General features: G+C 72.8%; 17 protein-coding genes. 5 read left to right on the forward strand and 12 right to left on the reverse strand.

Annotated elements, in window-relative coordinates; translation table 11 throughout:
* Window positions 1-18: 18 nt before the first annotated feature.
* The 10 genes from J2X26_RS14810 to J2X26_RS14855 form a co-directional block, all read right to left on the reverse strand.
* Window positions 19-834, reverse strand: a complete 816-nt coding sequence (locus J2X26_RS14810; RefSeq protein ID WP_307493455.1) for a class I SAM-dependent methyltransferase — start codon at window positions 832-834, stop codon at window positions 19-21.
* The gene (locus J2X26_RS14815) at window positions 834-1,520 is read right to left on the reverse strand and encodes a lysophospholipid acyltransferase family protein (RefSeq protein ID WP_307493457.1); all 687 of its coding nucleotides are present in this window, start codon (window positions 1,518-1,520) and stop codon (window positions 834-836) included. Before J2X26_RS14815 ends, J2X26_RS14810 begins: the two co-directional genes overlap by 1 nt.
* The gene (gene cmk, locus J2X26_RS14820; RefSeq protein WP_307493459.1) at window positions 1,517-2,227 is read right to left on the reverse strand and encodes a (d)CMP kinase; all 711 of its coding nucleotides are present in this window, start codon (window positions 2,225-2,227) and stop codon (window positions 1,517-1,519) included. The genes J2X26_RS14815 and cmk overlap by 4 nt, the downstream gene beginning before the upstream one ends.
* The gene (locus J2X26_RS14825) at window positions 2,209-3,318 is read right to left on the reverse strand and encodes a prephenate dehydrogenase (RefSeq protein ID WP_307493461.1); all 1,110 of its coding nucleotides are present in this window, start codon (window positions 3,316-3,318) and stop codon (window positions 2,209-2,211) included. The genes cmk and J2X26_RS14825 overlap by 19 nt, the downstream gene beginning before the upstream one ends.
* The gene (locus tag J2X26_RS14830) at window positions 3,315-4,772 is read right to left on the reverse strand and encodes a pseudouridine synthase (RefSeq protein ID WP_307493463.1); all 1,458 of its coding nucleotides are present in this window, start codon (window positions 4,770-4,772) and stop codon (window positions 3,315-3,317) included. The genes J2X26_RS14825 and J2X26_RS14830 overlap by 4 nt, the downstream gene beginning before the upstream one ends.
* Window positions 4,769-5,419 (reverse strand): SMC-Scp complex subunit ScpB, encoded by a 651-nt coding sequence (scpB, locus tag J2X26_RS14835; protein WP_307493465.1) that lies wholly within the window; start codon window positions 5,417-5,419, stop codon window positions 4,769-4,771. Before scpB ends, J2X26_RS14830 begins: the two co-directional genes overlap by 4 nt.
* On the reverse strand, window positions 5,416-6,357 hold the full coding sequence (locus J2X26_RS14840; RefSeq protein WP_307493467.1) for a segregation and condensation protein A: 942 nt from the start codon (window positions 6,355-6,357) through the stop codon (window positions 5,416-5,418). Before J2X26_RS14840 ends, scpB begins: the two co-directional genes overlap by 4 nt.
* A complete protein-coding gene (locus J2X26_RS14845; protein WP_307493755.1) occupies window positions 6,326-7,141 on the reverse strand; it encodes a ParA family protein in 816 nt (271 codons plus the stop codon). Before J2X26_RS14845 ends, J2X26_RS14840 begins: the two co-directional genes overlap by 32 nt.
* 115 nt (window positions 7,142-7,256) lie before the next feature.
* Window positions 7,257-8,198 carry a site-specific tyrosine recombinase XerD gene (locus tag J2X26_RS14850; protein WP_307493469.1) on the reverse strand — a complete coding sequence of 314 codons (942 nt, stop codon included), beginning with the start codon at window positions 8,196-8,198 and terminating at the stop codon, window positions 7,257-7,259.
* Window positions 8,199-8,209: 11 nt separating this feature from the next.
* On the reverse strand, window positions 8,210-9,202 hold the full coding sequence (locus J2X26_RS14855) for a heme o synthase (RefSeq protein ID WP_439897861.1): 993 nt from the start codon (window positions 9,200-9,202) through the stop codon (window positions 8,210-8,212).
* Between the two features lie 320 nt (window positions 9,203-9,522).
* Between J2X26_RS14855 and tkt the strand changes: the two genes are divergently transcribed.
* From tkt to pgl, 5 genes are all read left to right on the forward strand, one after another.
* A complete protein-coding gene (gene tkt, locus J2X26_RS14860; protein WP_307493471.1) occupies window positions 9,523-11,694 on the forward strand; it encodes a transketolase in 2,172 nt (723 codons plus the stop codon).
* A 66-nt stretch (window positions 11,695-11,760) separates the two neighbouring features.
* Window positions 11,761-12,903, forward strand: a complete 1,143-nt coding sequence (gene tal, locus J2X26_RS14865; RefSeq protein WP_307493473.1) for a transaldolase — start codon at window positions 11,761-11,763, stop codon at window positions 12,901-12,903.
* Window positions 12,900-14,441 (forward strand): glucose-6-phosphate dehydrogenase, encoded by a 1,542-nt coding sequence (zwf, locus tag J2X26_RS14870; RefSeq protein WP_307493475.1) that lies wholly within the window; start codon window positions 12,900-12,902, stop codon window positions 14,439-14,441. The genes tal and zwf overlap by 4 nt, the downstream gene beginning before the upstream one ends.
* A complete protein-coding gene (locus J2X26_RS14875) occupies window positions 14,438-15,355 on the forward strand; it encodes a glucose-6-phosphate dehydrogenase assembly protein OpcA (RefSeq protein WP_307493476.1) in 918 nt (305 codons plus the stop codon). The genes zwf and J2X26_RS14875 overlap by 4 nt, the downstream gene beginning before the upstream one ends.
* Window positions 15,352-16,800, forward strand: a complete 1,449-nt coding sequence (gene pgl, locus J2X26_RS14880) for a 6-phosphogluconolactonase (protein ID WP_307493478.1) — start codon at window positions 15,352-15,354, stop codon at window positions 16,798-16,800. Before J2X26_RS14875 ends, pgl begins: the two co-directional genes overlap by 4 nt.
* Here pgl and J2X26_RS14885 read toward each other — a convergent pair.
* Window positions 16,797-17,234, reverse strand: a complete 438-nt coding sequence (locus J2X26_RS14885) for a VOC family protein (RefSeq protein ID WP_307493480.1) — start codon at window positions 17,232-17,234, stop codon at window positions 16,797-16,799. The genes pgl and J2X26_RS14885 overlap by 4 nt on opposite strands.
* 12 nt (window positions 17,235-17,246) lie before the next feature.
* Window positions 17,247-17,594, reverse strand: a complete 348-nt coding sequence (locus J2X26_RS14890; protein WP_055914815.1) for an RNA polymerase-binding protein RbpA — start codon at window positions 17,592-17,594, stop codon at window positions 17,247-17,249.
* Window positions 17,595-17,599: the final 5 nt, after the last annotated feature.

A 17,599-nucleotide genomic window follows, 5' to 3' on the forward strand; every position in this document is an offset into this window, starting at 1 on the left:
ACCTGCGCGAGAGTCCCGTCACGGACGCCAGATCACGACGCCGACGTCGCGCGCCCGCTCGGCGAACGTGCCGTCCGGGGACGCCGATCGCAGGAGCCGGCGCAGGTCGTCGTCGAACTCCTGCAGCCGGCTCCCGAACAGGTGCGGCGCCGAGCTGGACAGCGAGTACACGGCGGACACGACCTGCTCCGTCGAGCGCTCCACCACGTCGCCGCGCACCACCTCGAGCCGCTCCGGCCCGCGGTAGCCGACGTCGCGCATGACGTCCTCCTCGCCCCCGCGCGTCCCGGTCGGCAACGAGCCCTGGCCCGCCCGACGGACCTCCCCGAGGTACCCGGCGACCAGCGCGTCGATCGCGTCCCACGGCGGTCGGGGGTGCGGGAGCACGTCGTCGCCACCGGCACCGCGGTGCGTCGTCGCGAAGACGTGCACCCAGGCGCCATCGGGCTCGATCATCGGGCGGACCGCCCGGGCCACCTGCGGCTGATCCATCCAGTGGAACGACTGCGCGAACGTGACCAGCCGGAACGTGCCGAGGTCCGCGGGCAGCTCTTCGGCGCGCAGCTGTCGCCAGTCGATCCCGGCCGCACCCGAGCGGTGCGCCTCGGCGATCATCCCGGGGTCGGCGTCGACACCCACGGCGGACGCGACGAGAGGCGCGAGCAGGAGCGTCAGGGACCCCGGCCCGCAGCCGACGTCGAGCAGACGACCGCTGCCGTCGAGGCCGAGGGCATCACGCAGGGTGTCGGCGAGGGCCGCCGGGTAGGCCATCCGACCCACGGCGTAGTGCGGGGCGCTGCCCTCGTAGAGGCTCGGATCCCACGCCCAGTCCATCAGAGCGCGCGTTCCCTGTTCGGGTCGTCGGTCGGCAGGACCAGACCGGTGCGGGCACAGGCGCGGTCGACCAGCTCCGCCAGCGCCACGCGGATCGACTCGTTCGCCCCTTCGAGGGCCGCTCTGCCGGACATGCCCGGCCGGCGCTCGAGGACCAGCGGCTCACCGAACTCGATCGCGAGCCGACGCCGAAGACCCGGGACGTGGCCGACGGACTCCCCCGTCCGCCGCGTGCCGAGCACCGCGACCGGGACCACCGGGGCATGGCCGTTCAGGGCGAGCCACGCGATGCCGGCGCGTGCGCTCGCCGCGTCGCCCTTGCCGCGGTTCCCCTCGGGGAAGACCCCGACGACGCCACCGCGCTTGAGCACGACGAGCGCACTGTTCAGAGCGGACCGGCCCCCGTCGTGCTCGACGGCGATCTGGCCGGCCGCGCGCAGCACCGTGCCGACCGGCCCCCAGAACATCTCCGACTTCACCAGCATGTGCGACGGCCGCGGCGACACGCCGAGCAGGATCGGTCCGTCGATGATCCCGGTGTGGTTCGCCGCGAACAGGACGGGTCCGTCGGTGGGGACCAGGTGGCCGGCCGAGACCTCCGTGTTCCAGACGATGCGTGCGAGGAAGCGGCCGATCCAGCGCGCCCAGTGCGGACCGCGCTCGGAGGGGCCGGTCGGCGTGCTCACGCGCGCGGGCCGACGACCGACTCGACGACGTCGAGCACGGCCTGCACGGTCTGGTCGAAGTCCAGGTGCGAGGAGTCCACGGTGATCACCCCTTCGGCGGCGACGTGGAACTGCACGACGGTCGAGTCGTCGGCATCGCGACGCAGCACCTGGTCGCGGGTCGCCTCGACCGCCGCGGCGTCGGCGGTGCCGTGCACGTCACGCGCCCGCCGGGCGAGCCGGGCCTCCTCGCTCGCGGTCAGCAGCACGCGGACGTCAGCGTCGGGCGCGACGACCGTGGTGATGTCCCGCCCCTCGGCGACGATCCCTCGCCCCTTCACGCGCGCCGACTCGATCTCGGCCCGCTGGAGCCTGCCCAGCTCCGCGCGGACCTCGAGGTTGGTCGCGACCGCACTGACGGCTGCGGAGATCTCCGTGGTCCGGATCGCCGCGCCGACGTCGATCCCGTCGACGTGCACCGTCGGGTGCAGCGGATCGACGCCCATGACCAGCGGCAGCGTGCGGACCTGACCGGCGACCGCGTCGACATCGGTCAGCGGCACCCCCTGGTGGAGGCACCACCAGGTCGCTGCTCGGTACATCGCTCCGGTGTCGAGGAACGCCAGCCCGAGAGCGCTCGCCACCCCCCGCGACACGCTCGACTTGCCGGACCCCGAGGGGCCGTCGATCGCGACGACAATCGCCCTGCTCAACTCACCAGTCTCCATCCGCGGGCCGTCAGCTCCGCCTCGAGGTGCTCCACCCGACCGGGCAGCACCGAGATCTCCGCCATGCCGACCGGGCGACCGGCCGCGTGCTCCAGGTGCAGGTCCTCGAGGTTGACCCCCGCCTCCCCCACCTCGGTGAGCAGCCGCGCGAGCTCGCCCGGAGCGTCAGGCACCAGCACCGTGACGACGCCGTACACCCGTTGCGCGCCGCCGTGCTTGCCGGGGATGCGCGCGACGCCGGCGTTGCCGTCGGCGATCGCCTGCGCCAGCGTGGCGAGCGCGCCCAGCTCGACGGTCTCCGGCCCGTCGGCGGCGGCCGCCTGACCGAGCGCGTCGATCACGGTGTCGAGGTCGGAACGCAGGTCCTGCAGCACCTCCCGGACCGCGGCCGCGTTCGCAGCGAGGATCGAGGTCCACAGCGCGGGATCGGACGCGGCCAGCCGGGTCACGTCGCGCAGGCCCTGTCCGGCGAGCCCGAGCGCCGCGTCGTCGGCACCGCGCAGGCGGGCGGCGACGAGGCTCGCGGCCACCTGCGGCACGTGCGAGACGGCGGCGACCGCGGCGTCGTGAGCGTCGGCGTCCATCGCCACAGGCACAGCGCCGAGGTCGACGGCGAGCGACCGGACGGCCAGCACGGCATCCGGGTGCGACGACCCCGAGTCGGCGATCACCCAGGGGCGGCCGAGGAACAGGTCGGGGACCGCGGCGGACGGACCGGACCGCTCACGGCCGGCCATCGGGTGCGAGCCGACGTAGCGCGTGAGGTCTGCACCCGCGGCCCTGAGCTCCGCCAGCACGTACCCCTTGACGCTCGCCACGTCGGTGACCACGGCGTGCGGGTACGCCTCCAGCTCCGCGCGGACCACGTCGGCGGTCACGTCGGGCGGGGCGGCGACGACGATCAGGGTCGGCGCGGCGTCGTCGGGACGCGCGGGCCGGCCTGCGCCGACGTCGCGCGCCAGCGCAAGGGCGGTGCGGGACGGGTCGTGCAGGACCACGTCGACACCGTGGGTCGACAGCGCGAGGCCGACCGACGTGCCGAGCAGGCCGGTGCCGACGATGCGCACCGGCCCTCGCGTCGCCAGCGTCACATGCCCACCCGTGTCATCAGGGAGCCCACCTCGGTCTTCGACAGCACGCGCGTGCGACCCGGCTTGAGGTCACCCAGGCGGATCGGGCCGATCTGCGTGCGGACCAGCTGCGTGACCGGGTGGCCGACCTCGTCGAAGATCCGTCGCACGATGCGGTTGCGACCCTCGTGCAGCTCGATCTCCACCAGGCTCGCCTGCGGCGTCGTCTGCACGATCTGGAACTTGTCGATCTTGGCCAGTCCGTCCTCGAGCTCCACACCCTTGATGAGCCGGGTGCCCAGCGAGGGCGTCACGCGGCCCTCGAGCTGCACCAGGTACACCTTGGTGACGCCGTGCGACGGGTGCGAGAGCCGGTTGGCCAGGTCCCCGTCGTTGGTCAGCAGGATCAGGCCCTCGGTCTCGGCGTCCAGGCGTCCGACGTGGAACAGCCGCTCCTCCCGGTCGGACACGAACTGCCCGATCGACGGCCGGCCCTCGGGGTCGTGCATGGTCGAGACGACGCCCTTGGGCTTGTTCAGCGCGATGGTGACGATCGACGAGTCCAGCTGCACGCGCATGCCGTCCACGTGGATCACCGCCGTGAGCGGGTCCACACGGACGCCGAGCTCGAGCACCTTGTTGCCGTCGACCGTGACGCGGCCCGCGGAGATCAGGTCCTCGCACGCCCGGCGCGAACCCAGTCCGGCGGCCGCGAGCACCTTCTGCAGGCGCGTGCCGTCGGGGTCGTGGACGTCGATGGTCACCTCGGGGGTGCGGCTGGGCTTCGACGGCCGGCTCGACGCACCGTCGCTGCGCGGACGCCCAGCGCCACCGCTGCGCGGGTAGCCGCTCCCGGTCTTCGGACGAGGCGCGCCGCCGCGCGACCCGGCACCCGGCCCACCGCGCGAGGCTCCGCCCGTCGTGCCGCGCGAGCCGCCACCGCTGCTCGAGCCACCGCGGTAGCCTGCGCTGTCGCGGGAGTCTCCCCCGCTGCTCGAACCGCCGCGGTAGCCGCCGCTGTCACGCGAGCCACCGCTCGTGCTGCCGCGGTATCCCCCGCTGTCGCGGGAACCGCCACCGGTGCTCGAGCCGCCGCGGTACCCGCCGCCGTCACGCGAGCCACCACCGCTGTTCGACCCGCCGCGGTAGCCGCCGGCGTCGCGAGAACTCACGCCGCTGCCGCCGCGCGAGTCGCCGCCGCTGCTGCTCCCCCGGTAGCCGCCACCGCCGCTGCTGCGGTACCCGTCGCCTCCGCCCGTGCTGCCGCGGTAGCCCTCGCCGCCGCCGGCACCGCGGTACCCGCCGCCACTGCCCCCACGAGACTCACCGGAGCCGCCGCTGCCACCGCGGTACCCGCCCGCGCTGCCGCCACGGCTGGCACCGGACCCGCTGCTGCCCCGAGGCGCGCCGCCCCTGCCGCCGGACTGACCACCGGACTGCCCGGCGCCCCCTGACCGTCGTTCCTGCGGGCTCATCTGTTGTCTCCGATCGCCTGGTCGACGCCGTCGAAGGCATCGATGTCCGGCAGGTAGGGCGCGAGCGGGGGCATCTCGTCCAGGCTGGACAGCCCCATCCGCTCCAAGAAGTATCCCGTGGTCTGGTACAGCACCGCACCGCTGGACGGATCCGTCCCCACCTCGGCGACCAGTCCGCGGGTGGTGAGCGTGCGGACGACACCGTCGACGTTCACGCCACGGACCGCCGAGACCTGTCCGCGCGTCACCGGCTGCCGGTAGGCGATGACGGCGAGCGTCTCGAGCGCCGCCTGGGTGAGCCGGGCGGTCTGCCCCTCGAGCACGAAGCGTCCGACGACGTCCGCGTAGACCGGCGCGGAGTAGATCCGCCAACCGTCCCCCACGCGCCGCACCTCGAAGCCGCGCGGCCGGCCGCCGTTCTCCCCGCGGTACTCGGCGGCGAGCTCGTCGAGGAGCGCCTCCACCCGCGCGGTCGGCAGCGCGAGGACGGTTGCCAGACGCACGGCGGCGATGGGCTCGTCGGCGACCATGAGCACCGCCTCGAGCGCGGCCAGAGCGCCGCCGGGCAGGTCGTCGACGTCGAACGCGAGCTCGTCGGCTGTCGCCGTCTCCTCGACCACCGCGTCGTCAGGCGTCTGCTCGGTCATGCGTCCTCCTCGGCTGCCCCGTCACGGGCCAGCCCTGCGTCGAGTGTGGTGTCCAGCGTGTCGAAGTCGTCGGACACCTCGATCTCGCCCTCCTCGGATCCCGTCCAGCGCACGGTCAGCTCGCCCAGCGGCGTGACCTGGTCGAACGCGACCGCGCCCTCCCGGAACAGCTCCAGCAGCGCGAGGAAACGGGCCACGACGACGACCGTCGCGCCGGCGTCGGCCGTGAGCGCGCGGAACGACATCGCGCCCCCGTGCCGCAGGCGGTCCACCAGCACGGCCGCCTGCTCCCGGACGCTGACGGCCGGGGCGTGCAGGTGGCTGATGTCGACACCGGGCGGAGTCGCCTTCGGCTGCTCGGCCTTCGCCGCCAGCGCCGCCAGCTGCTCCGGGCCGATCTGCCAGACCAGCTCCGGCAGCAGGGCCGCCAGGTGGGGCTCGAGGGTGACCAGGCGCGGGAAGCGTCGGCCCTCCGTCGCGAACCGCTCCGCCAGGTCGGCGGCGACGAGCTTGTAGGCGCGGTACTGCAGCAGGCGCGCGAAGAGGAGGTCCCGGGCCTCGAGCAGCTCCAGGTCCTCGGCGTCCTCGACGTCCGCGGACGGCAGCAGCCGGGCGGCCTTGAGGTCGAGCAGGGTGGCGGCGATGACCAGGAACTCGCTGGCCTGCCCCAGGTCCCACTGCTTCTCGGCGCCCCGGATGTGCGCGATGAACTCGTCGGTGACCTGCGCGAGCGCGACCTCGGTGATGTCGAGCTTGTGCTTGGCGATCAGCCCGAGCAGGAGGTCGAACGGGCCGCTGAAGTTGGTGAGGTGGACCTCGAACGCCTGGGTACCGACCGGGGACGGTGCAGGCGCGTTCGCACCCGCCGGCTCCTTGGCCGGCTTCTCGGGCGGGACCGCGCGCTCGTCAGGCGGCGTCGCCACGGGCGACGAGCTCACGTGCCAGCTGACGGTAGGCCGCCGCACCCGAGTGCGTCGGGGCGTAGGTGGTGATCGGCTCTGCGGCCACGGTGGCGTCGGGGAACTTCACGGTCCGGCTGATGACGGTGTGCAGGAGGGTGTCCCCGAACGCCTCGCTGACGCGCGCGACGACCTCGCGGGCGTGCAGCGTGCGCGGGTCGTACATGGTGGCGAGGATGCCGTCGACCTCGAGCCGCGGGTTCAGCCGGTCGCGCACCTTCTCGATGGTCTCCACCAGCAGCGCGACCCCGCGGAGCGCGAAGAACTCGCACTCCAGCGGGATGAGGACGCCGTGCGCGGCGGTCAGGGCGTTGACCGTGAGCAGACCCAGCGACGGCTGGCAGTCGATCATCACGACGTCGTAGTCGTCGAGGACGGGACGCAGCGTGCGGGCCAGCACCGACTCACGGGCCACCTCGCCGACCAGCTGCACCTCGGCGGCGGACAGGTCGATGTTGGCGGGCAGCAGGTCCAGGCCGGGCGTCGCGGTGTGCTGGATGAGCGAGTGGATGTCGGCGTCCCGCTCCATGAGCAGGTTGTAGACGGTCCGGTCCAGCTCGTGCGGGCTGATGCCCAGACCCACCGACGCAGCGCCCTGCGGGTCGAAGTCGACGATGAGCACCTTGCGGCCGTACTCCGCCAGCGCGGCGGCCAGGTTGATGGTCGTCGTCGTCTTGCCGACGCCACCCTTCTGGTTGCACAGCGCGATCACGCGCGCCGGGCCGTGCGACGCCAGGGGTGGGGGCTCGGGGAACACGGGCATGGGCCGCCCGACGGCATCGAGCTGCGGGTCGGTCGTCTGCTGGCTCACCACGCGGGACAACCTACCGGAGCAGGGCGCCGCATGGCCCCGCGACAGACCGAAGCACGACTGATGCTCACTGTGCTCGCGGATGGGAGGCCGCGAAGACCTCGCGGAGGGTGTCCGGGGTCACCATCGTGTAGATCTGCGTCGTGCTCACCGAGGCGTGCCCGAGCAACTCCTGGACCACCCGGACGTCGGCTCCCCCGGCGAGCAAGTGCGTGGCGAACGAGTGCCGCAGGGTGTGCGGGGAGATGTGCTCGGCCTCCGCCAGCCCGGCCCGTTCCGCGGCCACCCGCAGGACCGCCCACGCGCTCTGCCGGCTGAGCCGCGCGCCACGCGTGTTGAGGAACACCCCGGGCGACCCACCCGTCCCGCCGACGGCCAGCGCTGGCCGCGCCTGGACGAGGTAGGACTCCACGGCCTCGAGAGCGAACGCACCCAGCGGCACCACGCGCTCCTTGGTCCCCTTGCCGAACAGCCGGACGGTCGCCCGCCCCGGCGTGCGGTCCACGTCGTCGATGTCGAGACCCACCGCCTCCGAGATGCGCGCGCCCGTGCCGTAGACGAGCTCGAGGAGCGCCCGGTCGCGCAGCGGCACCGGACCGGCACCCACGCCGGCCGCGTCCAGCAGCCGTTCGACGTCCGCCACGGAGATCGCCTTCGGCAGCCGCTTCGGCTGGGCCGGGGGCTTCACCGCACGCGCGGGGTCGAGACCGGTCGCACCGTCCAGGAGCAGGAACTTGTGCCACCCGCGCACCGCCACGACGGTCCGGGCGGCCGACGAGGCGGACAGCGCCGTACGACCGTCGGATCCCGAGCGCACCGCGACGACGAAGTCCTCGACGTCCGGCTCCGCGACATCCGCCGGCGCGGCACAGCCGCGGGACTCGAGGAAGGCCGTGTACCGGGTCAGGTCACGGCGGTAGGCCAGCAGGGTGTTCGCGGACAGACCCCGCTCGACCGTGAGGTGCGCGAGATACAGCTCGAGCGCCGTCTGGAGCGCGGTCGGGTTCACGCGTCCGCCGCTCAGAACGGGAGGAACACGTCCACCGCGATCGCGACGGACAGCAGCGTGAGGTACGTGATCGACGCGTGGAACACGCTCATCGCGCGCAGCTTGCCGGCCTCGGGGTGCTCGGCGCGGCGCAGCAGCCCGATGCACGCCCAGAGGAACCAGAGCCCCAGGCCCAGGGCGACGACGCCGTACACCCAGGTCATGCCCTGGACGGGGACCAGCAGCAGCGAGCAGGCGATCATCGCGATCGTGTACGCGATCATCTCGCGGGCGACCTTGGTGTCCTTGGCCACGACCGGCAGCATCGGGACGCCCGCGGCGGCGTAGTCCCGGCGGAACTTCATCGACAGCGGCCAGTAGTGCGGCGGCGTCCAGAAGAAGATGACCCCGAAGAGCAGCACGGCGGTCCACGAGACGCCGCCCGTGACCGCGGACCAGCCGATGAGCACCGGCATGCAGCCGGCCGCGCCACCCCAGACGATGTTCTGCGGCGTGCGGCGCTTGAGGATCATCGTGTAGCCGACGACGTAGATGAGGATCGCTGCCGCGGTCAGCCACGCCGACGCCGGGTTCACCATCACGGCGAGCCAGGCCAGCGACAGCACGCCCAGCGCGAGACCGAAGATCAGCGCCGCGCGCGGGCTGACCTCGCCCGTGACGATCGGTCGCCGCTTGGTGCGGTTCATGATCTTGTCGATGTCGCGGTCGAGGTAGCAGTTCAGGACGTTGGCCGAGCCGGCCGCGGCCGCACCGCCGACGAGCGTCGCGACGACCAGACCGAAGCTGGGGAAGCCGCCCTGCGCCAGGATCATCGTCGGGAGCGTGGTGACCAGCAGCAGCTCGATCACGCGCGGCTTGGTCAGCGCGATGTACGGGCCGACCGTCCGGCGCAGCCGGGACAGCGGACCGCTCGGCGCGACGGTCACCGTCGTGTCAGGAGCACCCGGGGTCGACGCGGAAGACGCTCCGGCGTCGTCGACTGACAGGGGGCTGCTGAGGCGCACGCGCTGCGATTCCGTTCGTGTTCCGGCGGGGATGGTTCGCGCAGCCATGCTACGGCCTGCGCCTGCACGACGGCGCGACGCGGGCGCCGGATCGCCGGGCGTCCCGTGTGAGATCGGTCGCTCCGCCGGGTGCTGGTCACGCCCGGCATCCCTACCCGGGTGCGCTATAAGGTCGGTTCGCACGGTCCGACGACCGCCGTGACGGCGTGACGTCCCACCTGCCCGGCATCCGACGCGGATGTCGCGTCATGTCGAAGATCATTCCGAAGATCTCGTCCGACACGACACCCGGACCCCTGCCCGGGTGGAAATGAGGTTCGGTGAACGCGAAGGCTCCCCTGGCTGAGACGGTCGGCTGGACAGACCTCGACCTGCGGGCGGTGGACACGGTGCGTGTCCTGGCCGCCGACGCGGTCGAGAAGGTGGGCAACGGCCACCCCGGGACGGCGATCAGCCTCGCCCCCGCGGCCTACCTGCTCTACCAGAACGTGCTCCGGCACGACCCGGCGGACCCGCACTGGCTGGGCCGGGACCGGTTCGTGCTGTCTGCGGGCCACTCCAGCCTCACGCAGTACATCCAGCTCTACCTCGCCGGCTTCGGCCTGGAGCTCGAGGACCTGGAGGCTCTGCGGACCTGGGGCTCGAAGACGCCGGGCCACCCGGAGTACCGGCACACGACCGGGGTGGAGATCACCACCGGGCCGCTCGGCCAGGGCCTCGCCTCGGCCGTCGGCTTCGCGATGGCGGCGCGGCGCGAGCGGGGTCTCTTCGACCCCGAGGCCGCGCCCGGCACCAGCCCGTTCGACCACCACGTCTACGTCATCGCCTCCGACGGTGACCTGCAGGAGGGCGTGACCAGCGAGGCGTCGTCCATCGCGGGCACGCAGGAGCTGGGCAACCTCATCGTGCTGTGGGACGACAACCACATCTCGATCGAGGGCGACACCGAGATCGCGTTCACCGAGGACGTCGTCGCGCGCTACGAGGCGTACGGCTGGCACGTGCAGTTCGTCGACTGGACCGGCGGCCCGGACGGGTACCGCGAGGACGTCGACGCCCTGCACGCCGCGATCGAGGCGGCCAAGGCCGTCACCGACCGACCGTCGTTCATCGGCCTGCGCACGCTCATCGCGTGGCCCACGCCGAGCAAGACCAACGACCACTCCTCGCACGGCTCGAAGCTGGGCGGCGAGGCGATCCGCGGCCTGAAGGAGCTCCTCGGCTTCGACCCCGAGAAGACGTTCGAGGTCGCCCCCGAGGTCCTGGCCCACACGCGCGGCCTCTCGGAGCGCACCGCCGCCGCGAAGGCCGAGTGGCAGAGCGCGTTCGACGCGTGGCACACCGCGAACCCTGAGAACGCCGCGCTGCTCGACCGGCTGGTCGCCGGCGAGCTGCCCGACGCCTGGACCGAGTCGCTGCCCGTGTTCACGGCGGGCAAGTCGGTCGCGACCCGTGCAGCCTCGGGCGAGGTGCTCAGCGCGCTCGCGCCGGTGCTTCCCGAGCTGTGGGGCGGCTCGGCCGACCTCGCCGGCTCCAACAACACGACGATGAAGGGCGAGCCGTCCTTCATCCCCGCCAAGCGCTCGACGCACGAGTTCGCCGGCGACCAGTTCGGCCGCACGCTGCACTTCGGCATCCGCGAGCACGCCATGGGCGCGATCCTGTCGGGCATCCGGCTGCACGGCCTGACCCGGCCCTACGGCGGGACGTTCTTCACGTTCAGCGACTACATGCGCGGCTCGGTCCGCCTCGCCTCGCTCATGGGGGTGCCGGCCATCTACGTGTGGACGCACGACTCCATCGGCCTCGGCGAGGACGGCCCGACGCACCAGCCGATCGAGCACCTCGCCGCCGTCCGGGCGATCCCGGGCCTGACCATCGTGCGCCCGGCCGACGCCAACGAGACCGCCGCTGCGTGGGGCGCGATCCTCGAGCACACCGACGGTCCGGTCGGCCTCATCCTCACGCGCCAGAACGTCCCGACGTTCCCGCGCGGCGAGGACGGGTACGCCACGACCGACGGTGTGGCACGGGGCGCGTACGTCCTGCTCGAGGCGAGCAGCGGCACGCCCGACGTCATCCTCATCGGCACCGGGTCCGAGGTGCAGATCGCGGTGGCGGCCCGCGAGACGCTCGAGGCAGCGGGCGTCGCGACGCGCGTCGTCTCGGCGCCGTCGCTGGAGTGGTTCGCGGAGCAGGACGAGGAGTACCGCCAGTCGGTCCTTCCGTCGTCGGTGCGCGCGCGGGTGTCCGTCGAGGCGGGCATCGCCCTGTCGTGGCACAAGCTGGTCGGCGACGCCGGACGGTCGGTCTCGATCGAGCACTACGGGGCATCGGCCGACGCCGAGACGCTCTTCCGCGAGTTCGGCTTCACGCCGGAGGCCGTGGTCGCGGCCGCGCACGAGTCGATCGCGGCGGCGCGCGGCGACGCGGGTCCCGCCAGCACGCCCGCCGTACCCACCGAGAGCGGGACGGGCGACCAGCAGGTCTGAGTCTGAACGGGCGAGCCGGCCCCGGTCGTCCCGGGGCCGGCTCGCGGGAGAAGGGGATCGATCGACATGGCACCGAGCAGCACCCCTCTGGCACGGCTGGCTGACGCCGGCGTCGCGATCTGGCTCGACGACCTCTCGCGCGAACGCCTGCGCACGGGGAACCTCGCCGAGCTCGTCGAGGCGTCGGGCGTGGTCGGCGTGACGACGAACCCGTCCATCTTCGCGAGCGCGCTGGCGAAGGGCGACGCCTACGACGAGCAGCTCCGTGAGCTCGCCGCCGACGGCGCCGACGTGGACGCGGCGGTCTTCCGCATCACCACGGACGACGTCCGGCAGGCGGCCGACGTCCTGCGACCGGTCTACGACGCCACCGACGGCGTCGACGGCCGCGTGTCGATCGAGGTCGATCCCCGGCTGGCGAAGGACACCGACGGCACGATCGCGTCCGCGAAGTCGCTGTGGTCGACGGTCGACCGACCGAACGTCTTCATCAAGATCCCCGCCACCCGTGAGGGGCTCCCGGCGATCACCGCCGTCCTCGCCGAGGGCATCAGCGTCAACGTCACGCTGATCTTCTCGCTCGAACGGTACGGCGAGGTCCTCGACGCGTTCCAGAGCGGGCTCGAGCAGGCCCAGGCCAACGGGCACGACCTGGCGCCGATCGCGTCGGTCGCCTCCTTCTTCGTGTCCCGCGTCGACACCGCGATCGACCCCCGCCTCGACGCGATCGGCACGCCCGAGGCCGCGGCCCTGCGCGGAAAGGCCGCGATCGCCAACGCGCGCCTCGCCTACGGGCTCTACCAGGACGTCGTCGCCGACGACCGCTGGAAGGCGCTGTCCGCCGCGGGGGCGCACCCGCAGCGACCTCTGTGGGCGTCCACGGGCGTCAAGGACAAGGCGTACCCGGACACGCTGTACGTCGACGACCTGGTCGTGTCCGGCGTCGTCAACACCATGCCCGAGGCCACGCTGAAGGCGGTCGCAGACCACGGCGGCGACGGCAGCGACACGGTCAGCGGGACGCGGCAGGAGTCGGAGGCCGTCATCGAGGGCCTGCGGGCCGTGGGCATCGACATCGACGAGGTCACCGAGCAGCTGGAGGTCGAGGGCGTGGACAAGTTCACGGCGAGCTGGGGAGACCTCCTCGGCACGGTCTCCGACGGTCTGTCCGCTGCCGCCGAGCAGAACGCAGCGGAGGCCGTCAGATGAGCCCGAGCAAGGTGTCCGCCGGGAACAACCCCCTGCGCGACCCCCGCGACCGTCGCCTGCCGCGGATCGCCGGCCCCTGCGGTCTGGTCATCTTCGGTGTCACGGGCGACCTCGCCCGCAAGAAGCTGATGCCCGCGGTGTACGACCTCACCAACCGCGGGCTGCTCCCGCCCGGCTTCGCGCTCACCGGGTTCGCCCGGCGCGACTGGGCCCGGCAGGACTTCGAGCAGATCGTGCACGACTCGGTCAAGGAGCACGCCCGCACGCCGTTCCGCGAGGCGACGTGGCGCCAGCTCTCGGAGGGCATCCGGTTCGTGCAGGGCACGTTCGACGACGACGACGCGTTCGACCGGCTCCGCGACACCGTCGAGGAGCTGGACACCTCGCGCGGGACCGGCGGCAACCACGCGTTCTACCTCTCGGTACCGCCGAGCGCGTTCCCCGTCGTCTGCAAGCAGCTGGCGCGCTCGGGGCTGTCGCAGCCCCAGGACGGCACGTGGCGCCGGGTGGTCATCGAGAAACCGTTCGGTCACGACCTCCAGAGCGCGCGAGAGCTCAACGAGATCGTCTCGAGCGTCTTCCGGCCGGACGACATCTTCCGGATCGACCACTACCTCGGCAAGGAGACGGTCCAGAACCTCCTGGCGCTGCGCTTCGCCAACCAGCTCTACGAGCCCATCTGGAACGCCAACTACGTCGACCACGTGCAGATCACGATGGCCGAGGACATCGGCATCGGCGGACGTGCGGGGTACTACGACGGCATCGGCGCGGCCCGTGACGTCATCCAGAACCACCTGCTCCAGCTCCTCGCCCTCACGGCGATGGAGGAGCCGGCGTCGTTCGAGGCGTCCAGCCTGACGGCTGAGAAGATCAAGGTCCTGTCCGCCGTCCGCCTGCCCCGCGAGATCGGCAAGCACACCGCCCGCGGCCAGTACGCGGCCGGATGGCAGGGTGGCGAGAAGGTCGTCGGGTACCTCGAGGAGGAGGGCTTCAACCCGGAGTCCACCACCGAGACGTTCGCCGCGATCCGGGTCGACATCGACAACCGCCGCTGGGCCGGGGTGCCGTTCTACCTGCGGACGGGCAAGCGTCTCGGGCGTCGCGTCACCGAGATCGCCGTGGTGTTCAAGCGTGCGCCCCACCTGCCGTTCGAGTCGACCGCCACGGAGGAGCTGGGCAAGAACGCCCTGGTCATCCGCGTGCAGCCCGACGAGGGTGTGACGCTGCGGTTCGGCGCCAAGGTGCCGGGCACGGCCATGGAGGTCCGGGACGTGACGATGGACTTCGGCTACGGCCACGCGTTCACCGAGTCGTCGCCCGAGGCCTACGAGCGCCTCATCCTCGACGTGCTGCTCGGAGACCCGCCGCTCTTCCCCCGGCACGAGGAGGTCGAGCTGTCCTGGAAGGTGCTCGACCCGATCACGGAGTACTGGGCCGGCAAGGGCAAGCCTGAGGAGTACCGCTCCGGCACCTGGGGTCCGGAGTCCGCGGACAAGATGATGGCCCGCGACGGGCGAGTCTGGAGACGGCCATGATCATCGAGATGCCCGACACGACGACGCGGGACATCAACAAGCGCCTGCTCAAGGAGCGTGACGAGGGCGGCGCGATCGCCCTCGGACGCGTCCTCACCCTCATCATCTCGGTCGGCGACCGAGACCCCGACGAGGCGATCGACGCGGCGAACGACGCCAGCCGCGAGCACCCGTGCCGCGTCATCGTGATCGCGAACGACACCAAGGACCGCGCCTCCAACCTGGACGCGCAGATCCGGCTCGGCGGCGACGCCGGCGCCAGCGAGGTGCTGGTGCTGCGGCCGTCCGGCCAGCTCGAGCGCCACCTCGACACGCTCGTCATCCCGCTGCTGCTCCCGGACGCACCCATCGTCACGTGGTGGCCCTACGAGATCCCGGAGAACCCGGCCGAGCACCCCCTCGGGCGGATGGCCACGCGCCGGATCACCGACACGACGCAGTGCGCGCACCCGAACACGGCGCTCCGCGCCCTCGCGGCGGCGCACACCGACGGTGACACCGACCTGGCGTGGACGCGCGCGACCCTGTGGCGCGGACTCATCGCGGCGACGCTCGACCAGCCGCCGTACGAGCAGGTGCACAAGGCCGTCGTCGTCGGCGAGAGCACGCACCCGTCCGTCGACCTCATGGCCGCGTGGCTCGCGTACGCCCTGCGGTGCCCGGTCGAGATCGAGCGCATCAAGGACGCGCCCGCCATCACGCAGGTCCGGCTCGAGCGGTCGTCGGGTGACATCGTGCTCGACCGGCCCGACGGCAAGACCGCGGCCCTCCGGCAGCCCGACCAGCCCGAGCACCGGATCGCGCTGCCCATCCGTCAGCTGCGCGAGTGCCTGGCGGAAGAGCTCCGGCGACTGGACGCCGACGAGGTCTACGGCGAGGTGCTGGCGAAGGGTCTGCCGAGGATCGACGCATGACCCGCGACGTCGTCGTCCACCCCGACGCCCGGGTCCTGGCCGAGTCCGTCGCGGCACGGCTGCTCACGCACCTGGTGGACGTCCAGTCGCACCGCTCCCCCGTCCACGTCGTGCTCACCGGCGGCACCGTGGGCATCGCGTCCCTCGCGGCCGTCGCGGCGAGCCCCGTGCGGGATGCCGTCGACTGGTCCGGGGTGCACCTGTGGTGGGGGGACGAGCGGTTCCTGCCCGAGGGGGACCCGGACCGCAACGAGACCCAGGCCCGCGACGCCCTGATCGACGCGCTCGGTGACGCGCTGCCGGTCGAGAACGTGCACGCGATGCCCGCGCTGAGCGACGACGTCCCGACGCCCGAGGCGGCCGCCGACGCCTACGCTCAGACCTTCGCGGCGGCAGGCTCCCCCGCCTTCGACGTGCTGCTGCTCGGCATGGGCCCCGACGGGCACGTCGCCTCGCTCTTCCCGGGCCACGAGGCGCTGGCGGTCACCGGCCGTCCGACGGTTGGGGTGCACGGCTCCCCCAAGCCGCCGCCCGAGCGCGTCTCGCTGACCTACGACGCGATCCGCGGCGCCCGCGAGGTCTGGGTGGTCGCCGCGGGTGCGGAGAAGGCGCAGGCGGTCGCCTCCGCGCTCCGCGGCGCTCCCGTCGACACGACCCCGGCCGCCGGTGCGCTCGGCACCGAGAGGACGCTCTGGCTGGTCGACATCGCCGCGACAGAGACGCTGGGCACCCCCGCCGCGCTCTCGACCACGACTGCGGCCTTCCCGGCGGCGCCCGAGACCGCGTCCGAGCTCTGGACCCACGTCGACCACTACTTCTCGGTCCTCACGCCCGAGGACGCCGCCCTGGTAGACACCCGGCACGCGGCGACCGCCGGCGGGTTGCCGGACATCGCCGTCGCCCCCAACCAGGGCAAGCTGCTCCAGCTGCTGGCGCAGGCGACCGGTGCGCGGCGGATCCTGGAGATCGGCACGCTCGGCGGGTACAGCACGCTCTGGCTCGCCCGCGCCCTGCCCGAGGGTGGCCACCTGACGACGCTCGAGCTCGAGCCGGAGCACGCCCGTATCGCCACCGAGTCGCTCGCCCAGGCCGGTGTCGGCTCGTTCGTGGACGTGCTCGTCGGCCCGGCTGCGGACACGCTCGACAGCCTCATCGCCGAGGAGACCGAGCCGTACGACCTGGTCTTCATCGACGCCGACAAGCAGTCGATCCCCCGCTACCTCGAGCAGACGCTCGCGCTCACCCACCCGGGCGCGGTCGTCGTCGTCGACAACGTGGTCCGCGGTGGCGCCGTGATCGAGCCGGACCACGCCGACGAGCGCGTTCAGGGCGTCCGCGCCATGGTCGAGCTGCTCACGCGCCACCCCCGGTACGACGCCACGGTGGTGCAGACGGTCGGTACCAAGGGGTACGACGGCTTCGCCCTGCTGCGGGTCCTCGGCTAGAGCCCCTCGGGGTGCGCCGCGAGGGGTGACCGGTCGCCGACCAGCCACAGGTGCCCGAACGGGTCGACGAAGCCGCCCTGCCGGTGCACGCCCCACGGCATCTGGTGGTCGCGGAGCGGGTCGACGCTGCCGTCCGCGCCGGCGGTGACCGCGCGGGCGACGAAAGCGTCCGGGTCGTCGACGAAGACCTCCACGCGCACGGTCCGGCCGCCCAGCCCTGCGGGCGTGTCCCAGTTGTTGCCCTCGGGCTGACCGAGGAAGAACGGTGCTCCGGCGATGCTGAGGCCGACGACGCTCCCCAGGTCCCACAGCGTCGTGGCGCCCATCGCGTCGGCGTACCACTGGGCGGCCGCCCCGGCATCGGGCACCGCGAGCATCACCGAGAGCACCGGCGTCTCCGCCGGCGGGTCGTGCCGAGGGCTCTCGCCGCTCATGGCACGGTGTGGTCAGCCGCCGCGCTTGGCGCGCAGTGCTGCCAGTGCCTCGTCGAGGATCGCGGCGCCGTCCTCATCGGACCGCCGCTCCTTCACGTAGGCCAGGTGCGTCTTGTACGGCTCGTTCTTCGACGGCGACGGAGGGTTCTCCTGGTCCTGCCCGGCGGGGAACCCGCAGCGGGGGCAGTCCCACGTCACCGGGGCCTCGAGAGCGGCCTCCTCGGCGAAGCTCGGGCGGGTCTCGTGGCCGTTGGCGCACCAGTACGACACCCAGATCCGCGGGGCCGTGTCGCCGCGCTCGGCCTCGCCCATCGGGCCTGCGCCGACTCGCGACCCCCTGATCGCGCTCCCGCTCGCCATCGCCT

The organism is Cellulomonas humilata (assembly GCF_030814415.1).
GTDB lineage: Bacteria > Actinomycetota > Actinomycetes > Actinomycetales > Cellulomonadaceae > Cellulomonas > Cellulomonas humilata_A.

Excerpts from the sequence above, each read along its gene's own strand:
- zwf (WP_307493475.1), top strand. The coding sequence starts at position 12,900 with ATGAGCCCGAGCAAGGTGTCCGCCGGGAACAACCCCCTGCGCGACCCC.
- J2X26_RS14830 (WP_307493463.1), bottom strand. The coding sequence starts at position 4,772 with ATGAGCCCGCAGGAACGACGGTCAGGGGGCGCCGGGCAGTCCGGTGGT.
- tal (WP_307493473.1), top strand. The coding sequence starts at position 11,761 with ATGGCACCGAGCAGCACCCCTCTGGCACGGCTGGCTGACGCCGGCGTC.
- J2X26_RS14875 (WP_307493476.1), top strand. The coding sequence starts at position 14,438 with ATGATCATCGAGATGCCCGACACGACGACGCGGGACATCAACAAGCGC.
- J2X26_RS14810 (WP_307493455.1), bottom strand. The coding sequence starts at position 834 with ATGGACTGGGCGTGGGATCCGAGCCTCTACGAGGGCAGCGCCCCGCAC.
- scpB (WP_307493465.1), bottom strand. The coding sequence starts at position 5,419 with ATGACCGAGCAGACGCCTGACGACGCGGTGGTCGAGGAGACGGCGACA.
- pgl (WP_307493478.1), top strand. The coding sequence starts at position 15,352 with ATGACCCGCGACGTCGTCGTCCACCCCGACGCCCGGGTCCTGGCCGAG.
- cmk (WP_307493459.1), bottom strand. The coding sequence starts at position 2,227 with ATGGAGACTGGTGAGTTGAGCAGGGCGATTGTCGTCGCGATCGACGGC.
- J2X26_RS14885 (WP_307493480.1), bottom strand. The coding sequence starts at position 17,234 with ATGAGCGGCGAGAGCCCTCGGCACGACCCGCCGGCGGAGACGCCGGTG.
- J2X26_RS14890 (WP_055914815.1), bottom strand. The coding sequence starts at position 17,594 with ATGGCGAGCGGGAGCGCGATCAGGGGGTCGCGAGTCGGCGCAGGCCCG.
- J2X26_RS14845 (WP_307493755.1), bottom strand. The coding sequence starts at position 7,141 with ATGCCCGTGTTCCCCGAGCCCCCACCCCTGGCGTCGCACGGCCCGGCG.